Below are 16,439 nucleotides of genomic sequence, written 5' to 3' on the forward strand. Positions count from 1 at the left end.
CCGAACTCGCCTTCGCCCCGCACCAGTGGGCCGCCTTCGTCGCCTACACGGGTGCGCCGCCGGCCGGCGATTCAGCCCCAGCGCCCGGTACGCCCCAGCAGTAGTGCCGTAGCCGCGACCCCGGCCGTGGACGTGCGCAGCACGGTCGGGCCCAGGCGGTACGGCTTGGCGCCCGCAGCCGCGAAGGCGTCGAGCTCGTCCGGGGCGACGCCGCCCTCGGGGCCGACGACGAGGACGATGTCGCCGTCGTCCGGGAGGGCCGCGGCGGCCAGCGGTTCCGAGCCCTCCTCGTGGAGGACGGCGGCGAAGGCGGCACGGGCCAGCAGGCCGGTGACCTGACGGGTGGTCATCAGCTCGGCCACGTCGGGGAACCGGAGGCGGCGGGACTGCTTGGCGGCCTCGCGGGCAGTGGAGCGCCACTTGGCGAGGGCCTTGGCGCCGCGCTCGGCCCGCCACTGGGTGACGCAGCGCGCGGCGGCCCAGGGCACGATCGCGTCGACGCCGGTCTCGGTCATCGTCTCGACCGCCAGCTCGCCCCGGTCGCCCTTGGGGAGGGCCTGGACGACGGTGATCCGGGGGCGGGGCTCGGGCTCGGCCCTGACCTCCGTCACGTCGACCTCGAGGTGGTCCTTGCCCTCGGCCGCCGCGACACGGCCGTACGCACCCGTGCCCGCGCCGTCGGTCAGCACGATGTCCTCGCCGGCCCGCAGCCGCCGTACGGAGACCGCGTGGCGGCCCTCGGCGCCGGACAGGACGATCCGCCCGACGGCGAGCGGCTGCTCGGGGCCGACGATGAAGACCGGGGCGGTCACAGGGAGTTCCCGGAACCGGTCCTGGCGGCCATCGCGCCACGGGCGGCGTCGAGTTCGGAGACCAGGAGCTCGATCAGGCGGGCCGCCGGGAGGTCCCGGGCGAGGCGGTGGCCCTGGCCCGCCCACAGGGCCATGGCCTGCGGGTCCCCGGCAGCCGCCGCGGCCTTCCGCAGCGGCGAGGTGAGGTGGTGGACCTGGGGGTAGGCGGCGGGGGCGTACCGGCCGTGCTCGCGCATGAAGCGGTTGACCAGGCCGCGGGCGGGGCGGCCGGAGAAGGCCCGGGTGAGCTCGGTGTGGGTGAAGACGGGGTCGGTGACGGCCCGCTTGTGCAGGGCGTTGGCCCCCGATTCCGGGGTCACCAGGAAGGCGGTGCCCAGCTGCGCCGCGTCCGCGCCGACGGCCAGCACCGAGGCGATCTGGTCGCCGCGCATCAGCCCGCCCGCCGCGATCACCGGCAGCTGCACCGCCTCGCGCACCTGCGGCACCAGCGCCAGCAGTCCCACCCCGGCGCCGTCCAGCTCGGGGTCGTCGCGGTGCGTGCCCTGGTGGCCGCCGGCCTCGACGCCCTGTACGCACACCGCGTCGGCGCCCGCGTACTGCGCGGCCAGCGCCTCGGCGGCCGAGGTGACGGTGACCACGGTGACCGTGCCGACGTCCGCCAGCGCGTCCAGCGTCTCCCGCTCCGGGCAGCCGAAGGTGAAGCTCACCACCGGCACCGGATTGTCGAGGAGTATCGCCAGCTTGGCGTCGTACGCGTCGTCGTTGCCGGAGTCCGGGTCGCCGAGCGGTGTGTCGTACCAGGCGACCTCGCCGGCCAGCTGCTCGGCGTAGCACTCGACGGCGGAGCGGTCGGCCGTCGCGGGCTGGGGCATGAAGAGGTTCATGCCGAACGGGTTCGAGGTCAGGCTGCGGACCTGCTTGATCTCCTCGTACATCGCCGCCGGCGTCTTGTACCCGGCGGCCAGGAAGCCGAGGCCTCCGACGTCGCTCACGGCGGCGGCGAGCGTCGGATTCGACGCACCGCCGGCCATGGGCGCCTGGACGATGGGGTACGCGGAAAGCTCGGTCAGCGCTGGCATGGGGCCATCGTTTCATGGCGGAGGGCGGGGTGTTTTCCACACCCCGCCCTCCGCCACCACCGGGTGGACCGGAACCGCTACCGGCCGTTGAACGCGTCCTTGAGCCGCGAGAACAACCCCTGCTGCCCGGGCTGGAATTGGCCGAGCGGCCGCTCCTCGCCGCGCAGCTTCGCGAGGCGCCGCACCAGCTCCTCCTGGTCGGGGTCGAGCTTGGTCGGGGTCATGACCTCGACATGGACGATCAGATCGCCGCGCCCCCCGCCCCTCAGGTGGGTGATGCCCCGCTGGTGGAGCGGGATCGACTGGCCGGACTGGGTGCCGGGCCGGATGTCGACCTCCTCCAGGCCGTCCAGAGTCTCCAAGGGGCACTTCGTGCCGAGCGCGGCCGCCGTCATCGGCAGGGTGACCGTGCAGTGGAGGTCGTCGCCGCGCCGCTGGAAGACCGGGTGCGGCAGCTCGCGGATCTCGACGTACAGGTCGCCCGCCGGACCGCCGCCGGGGCCGACCTCGCCCTCGCCGGCGAGCTGGATCCGCGTTCCGTTGTCGACGCCGGCCGGGATCTTGACCGTGAGGGTCCTGCGCGACCTGACCCGGCCGTCGCCCGCGCACTCGGGGCACGGCGTGGGCACGACGGTGCCGAAGCCCTGGCACTGCGGGCAGGGCCGCGAGGTCATGACCTGGCCGAGGAAGGACCGGGTGACCTGGGAGACCTCACCGCGGCCGCGACACATGTCGCAGGTCTGCGCCGAGGTGCCCGGAGCCGCGCCTTCGCCCGCACACGTGCCGCATGTCACAGCCGTGTCGACCTGGATGTCCTTGGTGGTGCCGAAGGCCGCCTCGTCGAGCTCGATCTCCAGCCGGATCATGGCGTCCTGGCCGCGCCGGGTCCGCGAGCGCGGTCCGCGCTGCGACTGCTGCCCGAAGAAGGCGTCCATGATGTCGCTGAAGTTGCCGAAGCCCGCGCCGAAGCCACCCGCCCCGCCCGCGCCGGCACCGCCGGTCGCCGACAGGGGGTCGCCGCCGAGGTCGTAGACCTGCTTCTTCTGCGGGTCCGAGAGCACCTCGTAGGCGGCGTTGATCTCCTTGAACCGCTCCTGGGTCTTCGGATCCGGATTGACGTCCGGGTGCAGTTCGCGCGCGAGTCGGCGGAATGCCTTCTTGATCTCGTCCTGGCCCGCGTCGCGGCGCACACCCAGGACGGCGTAGTAGTCCGTCGCCACTTACGACTCCGCCAGGATCTGTCCGACGTAACGTGCCACTGCGCGTACCGCTCCCATCGTTCCGGGGTAGTCCATGCGGGTCGGTCCGACCACGCCGAGTTTTGCCACCGCCTCGTCGCCCGAACCGTAGCCGACGGCGACGACCGATGTGGAGTTCAGGCCCTCATGGAAGTTCTCGTGACCGATTCGCACGGTCATGCCCGAGTCCTTGGCCTCGCCGAGCAGCTTCAGGAGCACCATCTGCTCCTCGAGTGCTTCGAGCACGGGACGGATCGTGAGCGGGAAGTCGTGGTTGAAGCGGGTCAGGTTGGCGGTGCCGCCGAGCATGATCCGCTCTTCGGTCTCCTCGACGAGCGTCTCCAGCAGGGTGGCGAGCACGATCGAGACGGCCGGCCGGTCGTCCTGCTCGAAGCCCTCCGGCAGATCCTGCACCAGGGGCGGCACATCCGAGAAACGGCGGCCCACCACCCGGCTGTTCAGCCGGGCCCGCAGATCCGCCAGCACCGTCTCGCCGACCGGCGCCGGGCAGTCCACCAACCGCTGCTCGACCCGTCCGGTGTCCGTGATCAGCACGAGCATGATGCGGGCCGGGGCCAGCGCGAGCAACTCGACATGACGGACGGTGGAACGGGTCAGCGACGGATACTGCACCACCGCGACCTGCCGGGTCAGCTGCGCCAGCAGCCGCACCGTACGGCCCACGACATCGTCAAGATCGACAGCGCTGTCCAGGAAGTTCTGGATCGCCCGCCGCTCCGCCGTCGACAGCGGCTTGACGCCCGCGAGCTTGTCGACGAAGAGCCGGTAGCCCTTGTCGGTGGGGACCCGGCCCGCGCTGGTGTGGGGCTGGTGGATGTAGCCCTCGTCCTCCAGCACCGCCATGTCGTTACGGACCGTGGCGGGCGACACCCCGAGGCTGTGCCGCTCCGTGAGTGCCTTGGAGCCGACCGGCTCCTCCGTACCCACGTAGTCCTGGACGATGGCGCGCAACACTTCGAGCCGACGTTCGCTGAGCACCAGCGCACACCTCCAGACTGTCCTTACCCGCCACCCTGGCACTCATGTCGGAGGAGTGCCAGCTTCCCCGCTGCCAGTGTACGGCGCGGTAGCAAGGCCCCGGCAAGGGCGGCCCGATACGGTCGCCGCGTGACTACCGACGGCTGGGAGCGCCTTGCCCCCGGGGTGGCCCGGCGGCGACTGCCCTTCCTCGACGTGACCATCGGCGTCGTGACCGGCGACGACGGCGTCCTCGTCATCGACACCGGCTCCACCCTCGCGGAGGGCGCTCAGCTGCGCAAGCAGGTCACCGCCCTCACCGGGCGCCCTGTGACCGACATCGCGCTCACCCACGGCCACTTCGACCACGTCTTCGGCGCCGCCGCCTTCCCCGGCGCGCGGATCCACGGCGGCGTGACCCTCGACACCTACCTGGACCGCGAACGCCCCTCCCTGCCCCGGGACGCGGTCGCGTACGGCGCCGACCCCGCCTCCGCCGCCGAGGCCGCCGCCGCCCTCGTACGCCCCGGCAACCTCGTCGCCGGGCACCACGAACTCGACCTCGGCGGCCGGCACGTCCTCCTCGTCCACCCCGGCGCCGGCCACACCATGCACGACCTGGCGGTCGTCGTCCCCGGCACTCCCCCGGTCGTCTTCTGCGGCGACCTGGTCGAGGAGTCCGGCGACCCCCAGGCCGGCCCGGACGCCGCCCCCGACGCCTGGCCCGCCACCCTGGACAAGCTGCTCCGGCTGGGCGGCGAGAGCGCCCTGTATGTCCCCGGCCACGGCGCGGTGGTGGACGCGCGGTTCGTACGCGCCCAGCGGGACGCACTGGCCGCCCGATTCGGCCGGCCCTAGATACGATCTGCCTCATGCGCAGCAGGAGTTACGGCCCCGACCTCACCCCGCCGTGGAAGAAGAAGGCCCCCGCACCCGAGGTCGCCGCCGAGCCCGGCCTCGTCGTCGAAGAGGCCACCACCGGCTTCTGCGGTGCCGTCATCCGCTGCGAGAAGTCCGCCGAAGGCCCCACGGTCACCCTCGAAGACCGCTTCGGCAAACACCGCGTGTTCCCCCTCACCCCCCGCGGCTTCCTCCTCGAGGGCCAGCAGGTCACCCTCGTCCGCCCTGCCCCCGGCGCCCCCCGCACCCCTGCCCGCACCGCCTCCGGCTCCCTCGCCGTCCCCGGCGCCCGCGCCCGGGTCGCCCGCGCCGGGCGCATCTACGTGGAGGGCCGCCACGACGCGGAACTGGTCGAACGGGTCTGGGGCGACGACCTCCGCATCGAAGGCGTAGTCGTCGAATACCTCGAAGGAATCGACGACCTTCCCAAGATCGTCGCGGACTTCGCCCCCGGCCCCGACGCCCGCCTGGGCGTCCTGGTCGACCACCTGGTCCCCGGCACCAAGGAGTCCCGCATCGCCGCCCAGATCACCGGCGAGCACGCCCTCGTCGTCGGCCACCCCTACATCGACGTCTGGGAGGCCGTAAAACCCTCCTCCGTCGGTATCCCCGCCTGGCCCACCGTCCCCCGCGGCCAGGACTGGAAGACCGGCGTCTGCCGTACGCTCCGCTGGCCGGAAAACACCGGTGCCGCCTGGCAGCGGATCCTGGGCTCCGTCCGCTCGTACAAGGACCTGGAACCCGCGCTGCTGGGCCGCGTGGAAGAGCTGATCGACTTCGTCACGGTGCCGTCATGATGTCGGAAGTATCCCGAACTCGGACGTGTCCAGCATCAGGCCCAGGGCATCGAGGGGAACCGGCTCCCCGAACTTACTGGTCCGCTCCGCACGATAGTCGGCTTGCTCGCCGACACCAGCGGGCTCAGTCAGGACTACGCACTTGGCCACCAAGGGGTCGATGATCAGGTACGTGGGTACGCCCCCCGCGGCGTAGATCGACCGCTTGGTCACGTAGTCACGGAGTTTGCTCTTGGACACCACCTCGACAAGCATGGTGACAAGTTCGGCGGGCAGCAGTCGCCCAGCTGCGGGAGCCGAGTCCCGAGGCAGGACAACGAGATCGGGTTGTGGTTCGCTGGCCTCGCCGAGGAGATCGATGTCCTGGGTCTGCACCCGGTGCCAGCGATCGCGGGGAATCGCGTCCTGAACTGCCTGCACGATGAGGTTGTGGACCAGATCTGGCCCCGCCATCATCACGATTTCCCCCCTGAGGAGCTCGACCTTGATGCCCTCAGGAGCCTCGAAGCTCTCGAAGAACTCGGTCATCCGGCGATCATCCACAGCGGTCATCTCCGTGGCCCTCCACTTCCCGCTGCCGTCTTCACGGCAGCAGCGTAAGAACAGCCTAGGCAGCCGCACCGCGGATCCGCACGAACTTCACTCCCGCGAGTGATCACCGCGAGCCGACCCGGGGCAGTGCCGGCACCCGGCGGCCCCGCGGAGGCGTCCCCGAAACGTCAGTCGACCAAGTCACGAACAACCGCGTCCGCCAGCAACCGCCCGCGCAGCGTAAGAACGGCACGCCCGTCCGCGTAAGGACCGCCCTCCAGGAGACCGTCCCTTACCGCCCGGGCCGCAGCCGCAGCCCCGGCCGGCTTCAGCAGATCCAAGGGGCACCCCTCCACCAGCCGCAGCTCAAGCAGGATGCGCTCGACCCGGCGGTCCTCATCAGCCAGCACTTCCCGCCCGGCACCAGGCGTACGCCCCTCCCCCAGCGCCTGCGCATACGCGCCCGGATGCTTGACGTTCCACCACCGCACGCCGCCGACATGGCTGTGGGCACCGGGCCCGGCTCCCCACCAGTCGGCGCCGCGCCAGTACAGCTCGTTGTGGCGGCAGCGCCCGGCGACGGACGTCGCCCAGTTGGAGACCTCGTACCAAGCGAAACCGGCCGCGGCCAGCCGCTCCTCCGCGATCAGATAGCGGTCGGCGTGGACGTCGTCGTCCGTCATCGGCACCTCACCCCGCCGGATGCGGCGCGCGAGCTGCGTGCCCTCCTCCACGATCAGCGCGTACGCCGACACGTGGTCCGGCCCGGCACCGATCGCGGCGTCCAGCGAGGCCCGCCAGTCGTCGTCGGTCTCGCCCGGGGTGCCGTAGATCAGGTCGAGGTTGACGTGGTCGAAACCGGCCACCCGAGCCTCGGCGACGCACGCCTCGGGGCGGCCGGGAGTGTGCTGCCGGTCCAGCACCCGCAGCACATGCTGCTTGGCGCTCTGCATACCGAAGGAGACCCGGTTGAAGCCGCCCTCCCGCAGCTCGGCCAGATAGCGGGGGTTCACGGACTCCGGATTGGCCTCCGTCGTCACCTCGGCACCGTCCACGAGCCCGAACTCGTCCCGGATCGCGCCCAGCATCCGCACGAGATCCCCGGCCGCCAGGAGCGTCGGCGTACCGCCGCCCACGAAAACGGTCTCCACGGCGCGCGGATCGTCCCCCAGCACCTTCCGCGCGAGCCGGATCTCCTCGATCAGCGTGTCGGCGTAGTTGTCGCGGGAGGCCGGCGCGCCCCCGCTGCCTCGCAGCTCGCTCGCCGTGTACGTGTTGAAGTCGCAGTAGCCGCACCGCGACGCGCAGTAGGGAACGTGCAGGTAGAACCCGAGCGGGCGATCCCCGGCACCGGCGAGCGCAGCGGTCGGCAGCGCGCCGTTCTCGGGCATGGGATCGCCGTCAGGCAGTACGGAAGGCATGCCACCCATTGTCCGGCATAAAGACGGCGACTCACTGCGCCTTCAGAACGAGCAGCGCCAGATCGTCGTCCGGCGGAGCCGCGTCGTACTCGTGCACCGCCCGCCGGATCCGCTCCGCCACCGCGCTCGCGCCGAGCCCGGCGCAGGCCGACAGGGCGGTCGTGAGGCCGTCGTCGTCGTCGAACTGGCGGTTGCCGTTGCGCCGCTCGGTGACCCCGTCCGTGACGCACAGGAGCGTGTCGCCCGGCCCGAGGTCGAAGGACTCGCTCGCGTACTGCGCGTCGTCGGTGATCCCGAGCAGTATCTGGGGGACCGCGACGGCCCGCACCTGCCCGTCGGCGGCGGACAGGAGCAGCGGCAGCGGATGCCCGGCGCTGGCGAGGGTGCAGCGGGCGCCGCGGCCGGTGCGGTGCGGCACGATCTCGCCGTACAGCAGGGACAGAAAGCGCGGCGGCTCACCGCCCAGGGCGGCGGCGGCCTCGTCGGCGAGGGCGCGGTTGAGCCGGTCCAGGACCTCGGCGACGCCGTAGCCCTCGCGGGCGAGCAGCCGCATCACCGGCCGGGCGAGCCCGGTGACGGCGGCGGCCTCGGGGCCGTTGCCCTGGACGTCGCCGAGGGCGAAGCACCAGCGGCCGCCGCCGGCCGGGAAGAGGTCGTAGAAGTCGCCGCCGACGACGTCGGCGCCGGTGGGTTCGTAGACGATGGCGGTCTCGACGCCGGGGATGCGGGCGATGGTGGCGGGCAGCAGTCCGCGTTGCAGGACCTGGCTGATCATGGCCTGGCGGGCGTACTGCCGGGCGGTGCCGATCCCGAGGGCCACCCGGCGGGCGAAGTCCTCGATGAGCCCGATGACCTCGTCGGGCATGCGCATGAGCCCCGTACGGCCGAGCAGCAGCGTCCCGTGGCAGCGGCTGCCGACGATCAGCGGGCAGGCGAGGGCGGCGCCGCTGGGGGTCCTCCCCCTGGCTTCGCCGGGGGTGCCCCCACCGCCGAAGGTAGGGGGAGGGTCGAAGGTCTCGGCGGCGACGGGCCAGGGCCAGGGCACGGCACCGGGGCGGACCGAGGCAGAGGCGGAAAACGGCGGCGGGTCCTTCTCCAGGATCATGCGCAGCCCGTCGATGCGGTTCTCGGAGAGGTGCCAGACGCGGGCGAGCCGGGGCTCGCTGTTCTCCGGACCCTCCGGATTGAGCCAGACCGCGCACCAGTCGGCGAGCCTGGGGACCAGCAGCTGGCCGGCCAGCGAGGCGACCATGTCCTCGTCGAGCTGGCCGGCGAGCAGGTCGGAGGCCTCGGCGAGGAAGGAGAGCGAGCCGCGGCTGATCCAGTCGCTGTCGTGCCTCCGGTACGTACGCAGCGGGGCGGGCGCGAGGATCTCGGCGGCCCGCAGGTCGCGCTGGAGGGCGCGGTCGCCCTCGTGGAGGTCCGCGGCCGGCTCGCCCTGGGGCTCGACGCTGAGCCGGGACCAGATGGTCTTGAGGTCGCGCCGGTAGGTGATCCCCCACTCCTCCGAGAACGCGGCGACGAGCTGCAGTCCGCGCCCGCCTTCGCGCCCCTCGCGTTCCATTTCGACCGGGTTGCGGATCACCCGGGCGGGATGGTGGTCGGAGACCTCGATGACCAGCCCGCACGGCTCGCACAGTGTGTCCAGCTGGCACATCACCTCGGCGGTCGTGCCCGCGTGGATCACCGCGTTCGTCACCAGTTCGCTCACGACCAGCACGGCGTCGTCCACGACCCGATCGCTGACCCGGTCGACCGGCCAGACATCCCGGGTGGTCCACTCGGCGAGCGCGGCGCGTACGAACTTGCGCGCGGCGGAGGCGGCGAGCTGGTTCCCGGGCAGGCTGGTGCGGGAAACGAACTCGCGCGGCATGGAATCTGGCCCCACTGTGCGGCTCCTGAGCAGATCCGGCATTGCGCCCTTAGCGGCAGGGTCAGCGTGACAGACTGAGCGGGCTCGTAAGCGCCGAGTCACCAAAGAAAGGCCGTCATGGCTCTTAAATCGGCTGTTCCCGCCCCTGATTCCGCCTCTTCCGCGCGAATAGGTCAGCAGGTCGAACCCCAGCCCGAATCCCGGCCGGCCCCTCCCGGGCTCAGGCCGCTGCTGACGGCGATGAGAGCCCTGGCCGACGGTGACTTCCGGGCGCGGCTCGACGGCCCGTACGAGGGCGTGATGGCCGATCTGGCGGAGGTCTTCCACCAGATCGTGGCCCGCGAGCAGCACTTCGCCACCGAGCTGACCCTGGTGCGCCGCGAGGTGGTCCGCCAGGGCAGGCCGGACGAGCGGCTGTCGCCGAGTCCGGGGCAGGGCTCGTGGGCGATGAGCGTGCAGGCCACCAATGCCCTGATCGACGCGCTGGTCATACCGGCGGCCACCGCCACCCGTGTGCTGGACGCGGTCGCGGGCGGCGACCTCACGCAGCGCGTGGACCTGCACGACGGCAACCGGCCGCTGCGCGGTGACCTGCGACGGCTGGGGCGGGCGGTGAACCGCATGGTGGGCCAGCCCGAACACGCCCAAGGGCGCGGCCACCCCGCCTGAACAGGGAGGCCGCGCCCTTGACGAGGCCGTGGCCCCGTTCGTGCCTACGCTTACGCCTCGCGGGTGCCCGCGTACATGTCGTCGATCAGGTCCTTGAACTCCCGCTCCACGACCGGCCGCTTGAGCTTCAGGCTCGGCGTGAGGTCGCCGTGCTCCACGTCGAGGTCACGCGGCAGCACGCGGAAGGTCTTGATCTGCTGCCAGCGCTGGAGACCGTCGTTGACCCGCTGGACGTAGCCGGCGATGAGCTCGCGCACCTGCTCCGAGGTCACGACGTCGGCGTACGGCTTGCCGTCGAGGCCGTTCTCCGTCGCCCATCCCAGAATCGTCGGCTCGTCGAGGGCGAGCAGCGCACTGCAGAAGTTACGGTCGGCGCCGATGACCAGCACATTGCTGACGAACGGGCACACCGCCTTGAACTGGCCCTCGACCTCGGCCGGGGCGATGTACTTGCCGCCCGAGGTCTTGATCAGGTCCTTCTTGCGGTCGGTGATCTTGAGGTAGCCGTCGGGGGACAGCTCGCCGATGTCGCCGGTGTGGAACCAGCCGTCGGACTCCAGCACCTCCGCCGTCTTCTCCGGCAGCCCGTGGTAGCCCTGCATGATGCCGGGGCCGCGCAGCAGGATCTCGCCGTCCTCCGCGATCCGGACCTCCGTACCGGGGAAGGGCTTGCCGACGGTGCCGGTGCGGTAGGCCTCGCCGGGGTTGAGGAAGCTCGCGGCGCTGGACTCCGTGAGGCCGTAGCCCTCCAGGATGTGGATGCCGGCGCCGGAGAAGAAGTAGCCGATCTCGGGGGCGAGGGCCGCGGAGCCGGAGACGCAGGCGCGCAGCCGGCCGCCGAAGGCCTCGCGGAGCTTGCCGTAGACGAGCTTGTCGGCGACCGCGTGCTTCGCGGCCAGGCCGAAGGGCGCGCTGGGGGTGCCGGTGCGCCGGAAGTTGTCCTGGGTCACCTTGCCGTACTCGCGGGCGATCTCGGCCGCCCACTTGAAGATCGCGTACTTGGCGCCGCCGCCCGCGCGGGCCTTGGCGGCGACCCCGTTGTAGACCTTCTCGAAGATCCGGGGCACGGCCGCCATGTACGTCGGCCGTACCACCGGCAGATTCTCGATGATCTTGTCGACCCGGCCGTCCACGGCGACGACCCCGCCGACCGTGATGTGCCCGGCGATCAGCACCTTGCCGAAGACGTGCGCCAGCGGCAGCCACAGATACTGGACGTCGTCATCGGTCAGCAGGTCGATCGCCTGGATCGCCCGACCCATGTACGACCACGCGTCCTGCGCCAGCCGTACGCCCTTGGGGCGGCCCGTGGTGCCGGAGGTGTAGATCAGCGTCGCGAGCTGGTCCCGGGTCTGCGAGGCCACCGCCTTCGTCACGGCGTCCGGGTTCTTCTCCAGGTACGCCGCTCCGCGCTGCTCCAGGTCGGCCAGCGACAGCGCCCAGCCGTCGTCGCCGAGCTCGGCGCCCGCCGGGTCGATCACGACCACGTGCGCCAGCTCGGGCAGCTCACCGCGCCGCTCGACGGCCTTGGCCAGCTGCATCGCGTCCTCGGCGATCAGCACCCGGCTGCCGGAGTCCGCCAGGATGAAGGCGGTCTCGTCCGCGTTCGTACTCGGGTAGACGGTGGTGGTGGCCGCGCCGCCGCACAGGATGCCCAGGTCGGCCAGGATCCACTCGACACGGGTCGCCGAGGCGATCGCCACCCGCTCCTCGGGCCGTACGCCCAGGTCCATCAGACCGGCCGCGATGAAGAAGACCCTCTTCGAGGCCTGCCCCCAGGTCAGCGTCCGCCACTCCTCGGAGCCGCCGCCGGCCGCCGCGGGTACCGGGTAGCTGTACGCATCGGCGTCGGGCGTCGCCTCGACCCGCTCAAGGAAGAGCGTCGCCACGGAGGGCGGCCGATTCTCGATCAACGTCTGCGTGTCCGTCACGACAACCTCCGGGAGCCCGCCTCTTTGCTGGGTTAACTCGTGAGTAACCACCGAGTCGTGATCAGGGTAGAGAAATGACTCCCGCTTTGTAAGGGGCTACGGGTGCCGCGATGCAACCGTGACGAGCGAGGTGCGTGACACATACACGTATGCGGACACGCGTCCACGCAAAATGGCGGACCCACCCGGAATCGGCGGGCCCGCCGACCCGCGCACTAGCCGCCGAGCGGCAGGCCACCGACCATCGGGGACGTGCCGCCGGCCTTGCCCACACCGCCCAGCACCTCGCCGGCCTTGCCGGCGACGGCCTTCAGACCGTTCTTGGTGATCGCATCCTTGGCTTCCAGAAGCTTCATCGCACCGTCACCCAGCGGCACCGTGCCGCTGTCCGCGAACGCCGGCGCCGCACCCGCCGCGCCCAGCGCGATCATGGAACCGGCGACGATCGCGACGGCCTTCGTGTACTTCACTTCAATTCCCCTTCCGCAGCAGCGCCCTTCGCCGCTGTCACCATGGGTAACGGCGACAGCGGCCCACCAGAAACCGCGAATGCCCGGCTTTTTCGCCAATCACCCATTTGCCACACAAGGGAGATTACGGGGTGGCCCAGGGGTGTCCAGGGGTGTCTCGGCGGGGGTCTCGGGGGCCGAAGCCCCCGGGATCACTTCTTCTTGGCCGCGTTCTCGTCGCTGGACAGCACCGCGATGAACGCCTCCTGCGGCACCTCCACCGAGCCGACCATCTTCATCCGCTTCTTGCCTTCCTTCTGCTTCTCCAGCAGCTTCCGCTTACGGGAGATGTCACCGCCGTAGCACTTGGCGAGGACGTCCTTGCGGATGGCACGGATGGTCTCGCGGGCGATGACCCGGGAGCCGATGGCCGCCTGGATGGGCACCTCGAAGGCCTGCCTCGGGATGAGCTCGCGCAGCTTGGCGACGAGCCGCACGCCGTACGCGTACGCCGCGTCCTTGTGGGTGACGGCGGAGAAGGCGTCGACCTTGTCGCCGTGCAGCAGGATGTCGACCTTGACCAGGCTGGCCGACTGCTCGCCGGTGGGCTCGTAGTCGAGCGAGGCGTAGCCACGGGTCTTGGACTTCAGCTGGTCGAAGAAGTCGAAGACGATCTCGGCGAGCGGGAGGGTGTAGCGGATCTCGACGCGGTCCTCGGAGAGGTAGTCCATCCCCAGCAGCGTGCCGCGGCGGGTCTGGCACAGCTCCATGATCGAGCCGATGAACTCGGTGGGCGCGAGGATCGTGGCCCGTACGACCGGCTCGTAGACCTCGGAGATCTTGCCCTCGGGGAACTCGCTCGGGTTGGTGACCGTGTGCTCCTTACCGTCCTCCATGATCACGCGGTAGACCACGTTGGGGGCGGTGGCGATCAGGTCGAGGCCGAACTCGCGCTCCAGGCGCTCGCGGATCACGTCGAGGTGCAGCAGCCCGAGGAAGCCCACGCGGAAGCCGAAGCCCAGGGCCGCGGAGGTCTCCGGCTCGTAGACCAGCGCGGCGTCGTTGAGCTGGAGCTTCTCCAGGGCCTCGCGGAGGTCCGGGTACTCCGAGCCGTCCAGCGGATACAGGCCCGAGAACACCATCGGCTTGGGGTCCTTGTAACCGCCGAGCGCCTCGGTCGCGCCCTTGGCGAGGGAGGTGATCGTGTCACCGACCTTGGACTGCCGGACGTCCTTCACACCGGTGATGATGTAGCCCACCTCGCCGACGCCGAGGCCGTCGGCCGGGGTCATCTCGGGCGAGGAGACACCGATCTCCAGCAGCTCGTGGGTGGCGCCGGTGGACATCATCCTGATGCGCTCGCGCTTGTTGAGCTGTCCGTCGACGACCCGGACGTACGTGACGACCCCGCGGTAGGAGTCGTACACCGAGTCGAAGATCATCGCGCGGGCGGGGGCCTCCTTGACGCCGACCGGCGCCGGGACGTCCCGGACCACGCGGTCGAGCAGCGCGTCCACGCCGATGCCGGTCTTCGCGGAGACCTTGAGTACGTCCTCGGGCTGGCAGCCGATGAGGTTGGCGAGCTCCTCGGCGAACTTCTCGGGCTGCGCGGCCGGCAGATCGATCTTGTTGAGCACCGGGACGATGGTGAGGTCGTTCTCCATCGCCAGGTAGAGGTTGGCCAGGGTCTGCGCCTCGATGCCCTGGGCGGCGTCGACCAGCAGGATCGTGCCCTCGCAGGCCGCGAGCGAGCGCGAGACCTCATACGTGAAGTCCACGTGGCCCGGGGTGTCGATCATGTTGAGGATGTGGGTGCTGCCGACGCCCTCGCCGGTGGTCGGCGCCCAGGGCAGGCGGACGGCCTGCGACTTGATCGTGATGCCGCGCTCACGCTCGATGTCCATCCGGTCCAGATACTGGGCTCGCATCTGCCGCTGGTCCACCACACCGGTCAGCTGGAGCATCCGGTCGGCGAGCGTCGACTTGCCGTGGTCGATGTGCGCGATGATGCAGAAGTTGCGGATCAGCGCCGGGTCGGTACGGCTCGGCTCCGGCACGTGGAGAGGGGTCGCGGGCACGCAGGGTCCAGTCTGGTCGGATCGATACGTCAAGGATGTCGGCCTCCATAGTCCCATGTCCGCGGCCCGACGTCGGTTTGGGCCGCCGGTGGCACGGCTGGTAGCCTGAACCACTGCGCTTCGTGCCCTCCAATCCGAGGCGCTCACCCGGAACGAATGAAGGAAAAGGCTCTTTCGTGGCGAACATCAAGTCCCAGATCAAGCGGAACAAGACCAACGAGAAGGCGCGCCTGCGCAACAAGGCCGTCAAGTCCGAGCTCAAGACGGCCATCCGCCGCACCCGTGAGGCCGTGGCCTCCGGTGACGTCGAGAAGGCCACCGAGGCTGCCCGTCTGGCCGCCAAGAAGCTCGACAAGGCCGTGAGCAAGGGCGTCATCCACAAGAACCAGGCCGCCAACAAGAAGTCGGCGCTGGCCGGTCAGGTCTCCGGCATCAACGCCTGACCTTCCGTTTCGCCGCTTTACGCATCACCCGCTTTACGCATCACCCGCCGGAAACCGGAATTAGCGGCCCCTCTACCGCCCGGACCGGCACCACAAGCTCAGACCCTGCCCGCGGCCTGCGTTCGCCACGCGGGGGCAGGGAAACGAAGGCCCTCGTACCGGTCGGTGCGGGGGCTTCGTCATGCACCCGTAACGATCTGGGCGTACCGGCGCCGGGATGACTATGTGCCGCTTTATCGTCACGTCATGTCCACGCCGCCTGAGCAGCCACAGTCGTCGCAGCCGCCGTCCGCGCCGCCCTCCCAGCCGCCGTCTCAGCCCACGCTGCCCGCACAGCCGAGCGCCTATCCGTACCCCAACCCGCAGTCGCCCGGCGGCTACGGCCCGCCGCCCTCCGTACCGCCCCAGCCGGCGGCTACACGCCCCCGCCGCCCCCGATCAGATCCGGCGGAGCCGGGCGGGCTGTGCTGTGGATCCTGCTCGGCGCCGTGGTCGCCTCCGCGTTATGGGCCGGCGGTGTCTTCCTGCTCGGCGGCGACAACACCCCCAGGCGGACCTGCGCGCGGCTACCAGGCCACGTCCGACCTCTGCTCCTCGGTCGACTACTCCTCCTTCAAGAACGAGTACCCGCAGGAGGACAGCAGCCCCATCCACAGCGCCCTCAAGGCGGACGCCCTCGACGAGAGCTACTGCAGCATCTCGCTGAAGAAAACCAGCTCGTCCTACTCCGACGCCTACTTCTCCCTCCAGGTCGACCTCCACCACACCACCGACCCCGGCCCCGAGTTCACCGCCCAATGGCAGAACTACGGCGACCGCTACGACGGCTACAAGGTCGAGAAGATCACCGGCATCGGCGACGAGGCCTACGTCGTCACCGAGGACACCACCAGCGGCTCCACCACCGGCTCCCGCGCCGCCACCCTCGCCGTCCGCGACGGCTGGATGACCTACCAGATGAGCTGGAGCGTCTACCTCTCCTCCTACGACAGCGACACGAACCCGCCCCAGGTCGACGAGGCCACCCAATGGCTCAAGACCGACACCAAGGCCACCTTGGAGAAGCTCAAGGCGACCTGACGCCAGCGGCGATCGGCGCGGGGGGCCGGGGGGCCGGCCGGGCGCGCCTCCCGCCCGTGCGGCTGCTCCGGTCCTGGAGCAGCCGGCCGGGCGCGGCGCGCAACATCCGCTGGCCCGGCCGGTCACCCGCGGGTCGGGACATCGGGAAGCCAGACGGCCC

At 70.9% G+C, this 16,439-nt stretch carries 15 protein-coding genes; 5 read left to right on the top strand and 10 right to left on the bottom strand.

Annotated elements, in window-relative coordinates:
- Positions 1–71 precede the first annotated feature (71 nt).
- The 4 genes from EFK10_RS27645 to hrcA form a co-directional block, all read right to left on the bottom strand.
- Entirely contained in the window at positions 72–812 is a 741-nt protein-coding gene (locus EFK10_RS27645) for a 16S rRNA (uracil(1498)-N(3))-methyltransferase (protein WP_127358387.1), read from the bottom strand.
- Entirely contained in the window at positions 809–1,891 is a 1,083-nt protein-coding gene (locus tag EFK10_RS27650; RefSeq protein ID WP_127358388.1) for a nitronate monooxygenase, read from the bottom strand. Before EFK10_RS27650 ends, EFK10_RS27645 begins: the two co-directional genes overlap by 4 nt.
- A gap of 77 nt (positions 1,892–1,968) precedes the next feature.
- The gene (dnaJ, locus tag EFK10_RS27655) at positions 1,969–3,111 is read right to left on the bottom strand and encodes a molecular chaperone DnaJ (RefSeq protein WP_127358389.1); all 1,143 of its coding nucleotides are present in this window, start codon (positions 3,109–3,111) and stop codon (positions 1,969–1,971) included.
- Positions 3,112–4,128, bottom strand: a complete 1,017-nt coding sequence (gene hrcA / locus EFK10_RS27660; protein ID WP_127358390.1) for a heat-inducible transcriptional repressor HrcA — start codon at positions 4,126–4,128, stop codon at positions 3,112–3,114. It lies immediately after the preceding gene.
- Between the two features lie 129 nt (positions 4,129–4,257).
- Here hrcA and EFK10_RS27665 point away from each other — a divergent pair, with 129 nt between their 5' ends.
- Positions 4,258–4,965, top strand: a complete 708-nt coding sequence (locus EFK10_RS27665) for an MBL fold metallo-hydrolase (protein WP_127358391.1) — start codon at positions 4,258–4,260, stop codon at positions 4,963–4,965.
- A gap of 14 nt (positions 4,966–4,979) precedes the next feature.
- Positions 4,980–5,804, top strand: coding sequence for a DUF3097 domain-containing protein (locus EFK10_RS27670; protein WP_127358392.1), 825 nt, complete (start codon positions 4,980–4,982; stop codon positions 5,802–5,804).
- On the opposite strand, the gene EFK10_RS27675 is transcribed toward EFK10_RS27670, so the two are convergent.
- The 3 genes from EFK10_RS27675 to EFK10_RS27685 all read right to left on the bottom strand — a co-directional run bounded on the left by EFK10_RS27675 (position 5,799) and on the right by EFK10_RS27685 (position 9,629).
- Positions 5,799–6,356: a Uma2 family endonuclease gene (locus EFK10_RS27675; protein WP_127358393.1), complete on the bottom strand. Its 558-nt coding sequence runs from the start codon at positions 6,354–6,356 to the stop codon at positions 5,799–5,801. The two genes, EFK10_RS27670 and EFK10_RS27675, sit on opposite strands and share 6 nt — an antisense overlap.
- 167 nt (positions 6,357–6,523) lie before the next feature.
- Positions 6,524–7,765 carry a radical SAM family heme chaperone HemW gene (gene hemW, locus EFK10_RS27680; protein ID WP_206305611.1) on the bottom strand — a complete coding sequence of 414 codons (1,242 nt, stop codon included), beginning with the start codon at positions 7,763–7,765 and terminating at the stop codon, positions 6,524–6,526.
- A 22-nt stretch (positions 7,766–7,787) separates the two neighbouring features.
- The gene (locus EFK10_RS27685; RefSeq protein ID WP_127358399.1) at positions 7,788–9,629 is read right to left on the bottom strand and encodes a SpoIIE family protein phosphatase; all 1,842 of its coding nucleotides are present in this window, start codon (positions 9,627–9,629) and stop codon (positions 7,788–7,790) included.
- Between the two features lie 240 nt (positions 9,630–9,869).
- On the opposite strand from EFK10_RS27685, the gene EFK10_RS27690 reads away from it, so the two are divergent.
- Positions 9,870–10,298 (top strand): HAMP domain-containing protein, encoded by a 429-nt coding sequence (locus EFK10_RS27690; RefSeq protein WP_127358395.1) that lies wholly within the window; start codon positions 9,870–9,872, stop codon positions 10,296–10,298.
- Between the two features lie 50 nt (positions 10,299–10,348).
- Here the strand turns inward: EFK10_RS27690 and EFK10_RS27695 are convergent, their stop codons facing one another.
- The 3 genes from EFK10_RS27695 to lepA form a co-directional block, all read right to left on the bottom strand.
- Positions 10,349–12,229, bottom strand: coding sequence for an AMP-dependent synthetase/ligase (locus EFK10_RS27695; RefSeq protein ID WP_127358396.1), 1,881 nt, complete (start codon positions 12,227–12,229; stop codon positions 10,349–10,351).
- A 215-nt stretch (positions 12,230–12,444) separates the two neighbouring features.
- On the bottom strand, positions 12,445–12,798 hold the full coding sequence (locus EFK10_RS27700; RefSeq protein ID WP_240677498.1) for a hypothetical protein: 354 nt from the start codon (positions 12,796–12,798) through the stop codon (positions 12,445–12,447).
- Positions 12,799–12,890: 92 nt separating this feature from the next.
- Entirely contained in the window at positions 12,891–14,756 is a 1,866-nt protein-coding gene (gene lepA / locus EFK10_RS27705; RefSeq protein WP_127358397.1) for a translation elongation factor 4, read from the bottom strand.
- Between the two features lie 176 nt (positions 14,757–14,932).
- On the opposite strand from lepA, the gene rpsT reads away from it, so the two are divergent.
- Both rpsT and EFK10_RS27715 read left to right on the top strand, forming a co-directional pair.
- Positions 14,933–15,199, top strand: coding sequence for a 30S ribosomal protein S20 (gene rpsT / locus EFK10_RS27710; RefSeq protein WP_127358398.1), 267 nt, complete (start codon positions 14,933–14,935; stop codon positions 15,197–15,199).
- Positions 15,200–15,715: 516 nt separating this feature from the next.
- Positions 15,716–16,279 carry a hypothetical protein gene (locus EFK10_RS27715; RefSeq protein ID WP_240677499.1) on the top strand — a complete coding sequence of 188 codons (564 nt, stop codon included), beginning with the start codon at positions 15,716–15,718 and terminating at the stop codon, positions 16,277–16,279.
- Positions 16,280–16,439 lie beyond the last annotated feature (160 nt).

It is taken from the genome of Streptomyces soli (assembly GCF_003999195.1).
GTDB lineage: Bacteria > Actinomycetota > Actinomycetes > Streptomycetales > Streptomycetaceae > Actinacidiphila > Actinacidiphila soli.

Excerpts from the sequence above, each read along its gene's own strand:
- EFK10_RS27650 (WP_127358388.1), bottom strand. The coding sequence starts at position 1,891 with ATGCCAGCGCTGACCGAGCTTTCCGCGTACCCCATCGTCCAGGCGCCC.
- EFK10_RS27670 (WP_127358392.1), top strand. The coding sequence starts at position 4,980 with ATGCGCAGCAGGAGTTACGGCCCCGACCTCACCCCGCCGTGGAAGAAG.
- EFK10_RS27675 (WP_127358393.1), bottom strand. The coding sequence starts at position 6,356 with ATGACCGCTGTGGATGATCGCCGGATGACCGAGTTCTTCGAGAGCTTC.
- hemW (WP_206305611.1), bottom strand. The coding sequence starts at position 7,765 with ATGGGTGGCATGCCTTCCGTACTGCCTGACGGCGATCCCATGCCCGAG.
- EFK10_RS27685 (WP_127358399.1), bottom strand. The coding sequence starts at position 9,629 with ATGCCGCGCGAGTTCGTTTCCCGCACCAGCCTGCCCGGGAACCAGCTC.
- EFK10_RS27690 (WP_127358395.1), top strand. The coding sequence starts at position 9,870 with ATGAGAGCCCTGGCCGACGGTGACTTCCGGGCGCGGCTCGACGGCCCG.